Consider the following 5,994-nt stretch of genomic DNA (forward strand, 5'->3'; position numbering starts at 1 on the left):
TGTATATAAATGTTTAGGTATGCCTAAATTTTATCAAATCATTATTTTCACGGGCAAAGTCAATCAGCCGGGAATAAGTCGGATTGTTGTTTAAAGTATCAATATTGCCTATAATGATTAATTTTCTTTTAGCTCTTGTAATTGCAACATTTAATCTTCTCAAATCTCTTAAAAATCCTATATTTCCATCATTATTGCTTCTAACTGTAGATATGATGATGATTTCCTTTTCCCTTCCTTGAAAACCATCAACGGTTTTAACTTCAACGGGGGTTCTTTCCTGGATTATTTTCACCTGGTCTGCATAAGGGCTGATTATTCCGATATCGTCTTCGCATAGGCCAGCTTTTAGATAATCATTTGCAACATTCACTGCAATGTCTGCTTCCAGTTCGTTAACGATGGATTTCGAATCCTTCAAGTGCATTTCACCGTCAACATCCACATTTGACGTGTCTATGAAAAGCATTGAATCTTCTTTCTTATTTGAGTTTATTATATCATTGATTGTAATGTCATCAACACTTGAATCGCTTTTCAATCCGTTATTATAGAACTCTTTATTTGGAAACTTCATCAGAAGTGAGTTCATACGGTATTGCACATTCAGTAATTGGGATTTGAAGGGGTATATCTTAATCAGCTCTTCAAACAGTGTCTTTTCCAATCCCTGTGCCTTGTCGCTGATTATTGTTGGTGGGAGCTGTTTGTGGTCACCGGCTAAAATAAATCTGTGAGCTTTAGCTATCGGAATTAAAACACTTGGTATTGTGGCCTGCGAAGCTTCATCAATTATTGCAACGTCAAATTTAGTTCTGGCAATGGATTCAAGGGCTGCTGATGAATTTGTTGATAGGATTACATCACTTGTCTCAATAATGTCTCTAATCATCTTGTTTTCGATTCTTTTGATGTCATCGTGCAGTTCATCAATCTGCTGGTTGTATTCAATCCATTGTGCCATTGATTTCATTTTCTCAGCACTGATTCCACGTCCTCCCTTTCCTTTTGAAGCATTGTACAGGATGTCGTAATCTCCGTATCCTCTTCTGTATTGTGGAGTCGGTTTGGTGTAAACTTTTCTTTTTTCAATCAGGTTGTTGATCTTTTTATGGATTTTGTCAACCTTTTTGTTCAGTTTGTGATTTTCAACCTTGTATGCAAGGGTTTGAGTGATATTGTGTTTTGAAACCCTTTGAGGATGGCCGAGTCTTGTCAAATTCAACTTTTTATTTTCCATCAGACGCTCTAAAATGTTGTCAACGGCCGCATTGCTTTCAGCTGTAGCCAGCACCTTGTGATTTTGTCTTGTTTCCTGTGAAATCAGCTCAACCAATGTCCTTGTCTTTCCTGTTCCGAACGGGCCGTGAATCAGAAAGAAGTTTTCACATGAAAGTGCATTTTCAATGGCTGTCTTTTGTGAATCATTTAATGATTGGTCGATATAATTAATGTAAGGGGTTGAACGGTTCTTTTTAGGATTTCTTTCATTCAAAATGTATTCAAGGGCATTTTTTCCCTTCAAATTGAGATGTTTCAGGTTGTCTTCCATTCTCCTGAAAGTAATGTCGTTGGCATAAAGGTCAAGTCTCACCTTCTTTTTTACAACCCATCTTGGAATCCTTTTGTCAAATGCAACTTTAATAAATCTTGCTCCCTTTTCTGTAACGGTTCCTGTAAAATCGCTTTTAAGGGGGTTGTCCGTACTTACAAGCACCATATCTCCAACTGATATTTCGGTGTCTATTGTCTCGGATCTTCCAAACTGAACTATTTTGAGGCCAAGCTCCTCTCCGATATACTTTCCTTTGACCTTATTGATGGCCCGTCCTAATTCTTCTCTTTTCTGGCCGGACATATGGGCTATCTCAAATCTCATAAGTTCGATTTCAGCATCTCTTTCATAGTTGACTAGTATAATCAAATTTTTAATGTATTTTTTAATTTTCATTCTAATTATAATATGATTATAGTTTTAAATAAAAGTTTCAATCTAACTATATTATATGCAGTTTGAAAAAGTCAGCCAATTTGATAATTTGGAAATGGGTTATGTTTATGAATTTTCCGGAGGTTACATTTCAAGAAATCAGAACATATTCTCTCAAATCGAATTGACTGATTTGAATAAATTCATTTTGGAAAAAGCTGTTTTGGGGACTCCAATTTTCAAATTGGGCGATGGTGGAATCAAACTATTGGTATTGTCTGGAATCCATGGAAATGAACTGCCTTCTCAAATTGCCAATTTAAAACTTTTAAATGAGTTGGTTGGTCGTGAACTCAATCACGCTGTCTATTTTATTCCATTTGCAGCTCCAAAAGCGACAATGGACAACAGGCGTTTTTTCAATTCAATGGATTTGAACAGGTCAACTCATATAGAAAATTCCTTGAGCAATCTGATTTTAAATGCGGCAATTGAATTGGGAATTAATTTTGTGGGAGATTTTCACTCAACTGCATTCAATTCAAATCCAGGTTTTGAAGCTATTTTTTCAACAAAATCACCATGTCCTGAAAGTTTTCTCATGGCAACATACATTTCCAAGGATGTGGGATCCAATATCATTTCCTATGACTTCGCCGGGGCTTCATACAAGGGGGCTGTTGAGGATGTATGCAATCTTAAAGGCATTCCTGCAATCACCGGAGAGGTTCTATGCCCATTTGCACAGGTGGCTGAAGGTAGTGTTGAAAGATCATATGCTCAGATGAAAAGCTTTTTGTCTTATTTTGGTATTTAATTCAAATTTTCCATTCAGTATTGAATGTTAGTTAATAATTGATTGGAATGTTTGTAATCTGTAAAACTTTTTTTCCATCATTATAAATTTTTTTTGAAAAATATTACTTATCAAATGCTCTCTCATTTGTTTTAAATAAAATAAAATTTAAATTAATTATTAACAATCAGATTAATTCATTAAATTTCAACGAAAGCCAAGTTGAAAAATGATTTAAACAGAAATTGTTGAACCTCAGCGACTGGGGGGATAGCACGGTAATCCTATACTCATTAGAGTATACAGCCCGTGAAGTAAGATTCTCAACTTCCATAAGTTGAGGAAGTTCAAGTAGGGTGATAGTATCTCTTCTTATAAAGGACATTCCATATTTGCATTGATTCTTTCATTGATGTTTTTTCATAGTCCTCTGTTAATTGCTTTAAGTCTGATAGGTGCAAATATTCCCGATTTTGACCATAAGTTCAAAAAGGACAATGTCTATAAGTTGATAATTCTGGGATTGGTAGTATTCATTTCACTATATATCCTCAAATTGCCTTATTTGATTGGTTCAATAATTGTATTTCTAGGAGTCTGCTTTTATTTTTCAGAGCATAGAAGCTTCACTCATTCTATCTTCGGTACAATAATCCTTACCTCCGCAGTCTCCTTGATACTAATCTGGGCTTTTCAATTGGCCATTGCCATAACCAGTTTGGAAAATTATTATTTGGTGATGGCTATTTTAATAGCTCTTTTAAGCTTCTTATTTTTAAACAGAAAAGTTTTGCTGATATTTCTGCCGCTGTATTTCATTTCCCTGTTCATATTCAATACAGGATCTGTCAATTATATTGAAATAATTTTGAGCCTGTTTTTGGGCATGTTTTCACACATGGTTCTTGATTCGTTTACTCCTGCTGGAATAAAGATTTTTGCTCCATTATCCTCAAAAAAGGTTTATAGAAAATTCGGAATTGCATCAATTTTCATTTTGATTGTTCTGGCAATAATTTATCATGTGCCGGTTCTTTTTAATCTCTTTGAGCAATATGTTTTCAATTGAAATCATTTAATAATGATTAAATAGATATAGTAAGTTGATAACATGGTTGAAATTTCAGTAATCCTGCCCGTTTACAATAGTGAAAATTTCTTAAGACAGTGTTTGGACAGCTTAGTTAATCAAAGTTTTAAGGACATTGAAATATTATGCATTGATGATGAATCCAGTGACGGCTCATTAAATATACTTAAGGAATATGAGAAAAATGATGAAAGAATTAAAGTTATTTCTCAGGAAAATATGGGTGTTGCAAAAACCCGAAACAAGGCTTTAAGTATGGTTAACGGAAATTTTACATATTTTATGGATTCAGACGATTACCTTGATACAAATGCATTGAAAAAACTTCATGATAATATAATTTCTAATGATTCTGATTTCTGTATTATGAAAGCACTCTTTATTAAAAATGGGGAGCAGTATAAATTCCCGGCCTTTGATTTGGATAAGGAATTCAGTGGTGTAAACTTCAACAAGTTTATTTTTGATTATAAGGATGTCAAAAGCCATGTTCTAAATGATTTGTTTGCACCATGGCTTAAAATGTATAAAACTGAATTTTTAAAAAGCAGCGAGGAATTCAGATTTCCTGAAATTAAATCATATTCCGATGCACCATTTCATGTAAAGACCATGTTAAAAGCTTCAAGGATTTCATTTGTTCCGGAATATCTTTATCATTATCGTGAAAATGATGATTCTCTTGTTCATTCATCTTCAAATACGATAAATTTTTTCACACTTTCCGATATCATTGAAGATTATTTGGTTAAAAATGATTATTTTGATGAGTTTAAAGATGAGTTTGAGGCATTTCAAACTGTTAAACTGGTATATTATATGGGGTTCACAGATTCCGATGAATATTTTACAAAGGCCAAGGGAATTCTGGAAAATCTTGATTTTAAATCAAATCCTCTAATTTTGAAAAAGGATTCTGACCGTGCTGAAATAATCCTTGAATCTGATTATCTGAAGGAATGTAAACTCGCTATTGAGCTTTATGACTGTAAGCGTAGAGTAAAATCTATGGAAGAGTCCAACAGCTGGAAAGTTACAAAACCCTTAAGAAAGTTCCTTCGCCATTAAAAGAAATTGTTTTTGCAGACGAAAAAAAGTCCTGAATTTTTAATCCATAATGTGAATTTTGAAACTAAATAAAGTACTGGAAGTTCTATTAGAGGTCCAATTACAAGGGCTATTGAAATCAGTTCATGGCCTGGAAACGAGTTAATGGCGATTGCCAATGCCAACGGGGAATTACGTGCCAGTGTGGTCATGGTCAGGCTTGCATATTCTGGATATGTAAAATTGATTTTTTCTGAAACCAACAAATCTATTATTACGGTCACGCCAAAGAAAATGATTAATGGGATGAATATCTCAATGACTGAATTCAAGTTTGAAAACAATATCTTTCCCTGGCTGGCGAATATGCAGAATACCGCAAGCGATAGAAACAGAATTTGCAATTGTGTAAATATGTCTGTAACTTTTTCTCTTATAGTGTTGTTTAAGATAAATTTTGTAATTTGTGCAGAAATGAACGGTATTACGATTACAATCAGCAGTGAATGAAGAAGCCGTGTGGAGTCCATTGTATCGGCACTTGAGAAGAATATGAATAAATAGATAGGTAGCAATATAATCTGCAGAATCAGATTAATCGGAAGTATTGACAGACTCAGTTTCACATCTCCTTTTGCCAGTTTGGTAAATACTAGGTACCAGTCTGTGCAGGGGGTCAGTATCAGCATGAAAAATCCTATGACAATATCCAGATTCCCCTTCAAAAACAATGATCCCAAAAAGTATCCGAAAAGAGGTGTCCAAATGAAATTGATTATGAGGCTTGTAACAGTAAATTTGACATTTTTAAAGCTGTTTTTCAACTCTGTTATCGGTACTTCAAGAAATACTCCATAAAGCATGAGACAAAGGAAAATGTTTATCAGGTAATTGGTATTTTGGGATATGATGTCAATATCGCTTAATAGCAATCCTATTATAACTGCAGAAAAAATTATTATCGGTTCGATTTTTTCGACTATATTCATATCATCACTTTTTTAGGCATGACTAAATTTTTAATTCATTTTATATAAATTTTTTCATCGTTAAATTTTTCTTTAATTATCAATTAAAAGCTTGATTTTATTTATTTTTTCATTTTATGCTATATTTCATTTTTTTTATTTT

The 5,994-nt window shown here is 33.6% G+C and carries 5 protein-coding genes; 3 read left to right on the top strand and 2 right to left on the bottom strand.

Going from position 1 to position 5,994, the window contains the following annotated elements; genetic code table 11:
- Nucleotides 1-13: 13 nt before the first annotated feature.
- Entirely contained in the window at nt 14-1,945 is a 1,932-nt protein-coding gene (locus ACKI2P_RS07380) for an IGHMBP2 family helicase (protein ID WP_407376418.1), read from the bottom strand.
- 61 nt (nt 1,946-2,006) lie between these two features.
- On the opposite strand from ACKI2P_RS07380, the gene ACKI2P_RS07385 reads away from it, so the two are divergent.
- From ACKI2P_RS07385 to ACKI2P_RS07395, 3 genes are all read left to right on the top strand, one after another.
- A complete protein-coding gene (locus ACKI2P_RS07385) occupies nt 2,007-2,747 on the top strand; it encodes a succinylglutamate desuccinylase/aspartoacylase family protein (protein WP_407376413.1) in 741 nt (246 codons plus the stop codon).
- A 343-nt stretch (nt 2,748-3,090) separates the two neighbouring features.
- Nucleotides 3,091-3,795, top strand: a complete 705-nt coding sequence (locus tag ACKI2P_RS07390) for a metal-dependent hydrolase (protein ID WP_407376420.1) — start codon at nt 3,091-3,093, stop codon at nt 3,793-3,795.
- Nucleotides 3,796-3,837: 42 nt separating this feature from the next.
- Nucleotides 3,838-4,884: a glycosyltransferase family 2 protein gene (locus tag ACKI2P_RS07395; protein ID WP_407376415.1), complete on the top strand. Its 1,047-nt coding sequence runs from the start codon at nt 3,838-3,840 to the stop codon at nt 4,882-4,884.
- On the opposite strand, the gene ACKI2P_RS07400 is transcribed toward ACKI2P_RS07395, so the two are convergent.
- On the bottom strand, nt 4,881-5,852 hold the full coding sequence (locus tag ACKI2P_RS07400; protein WP_407376417.1) for an arsenic resistance protein: 972 nt from the start codon (nt 5,850-5,852) through the stop codon (nt 4,881-4,883). The two genes, ACKI2P_RS07395 and ACKI2P_RS07400, sit on opposite strands and share 4 nt — an antisense overlap.
- Nucleotides 5,853-5,994 lie beyond the last annotated feature (142 nt).

The sequence above is a fragment of the Methanobrevibacter sp. genome (assembly GCF_045541095.1).
Lineage (GTDB): Archaea > Methanobacteriota > Methanobacteria > Methanobacteriales > Methanobacteriaceae > Methanocatella.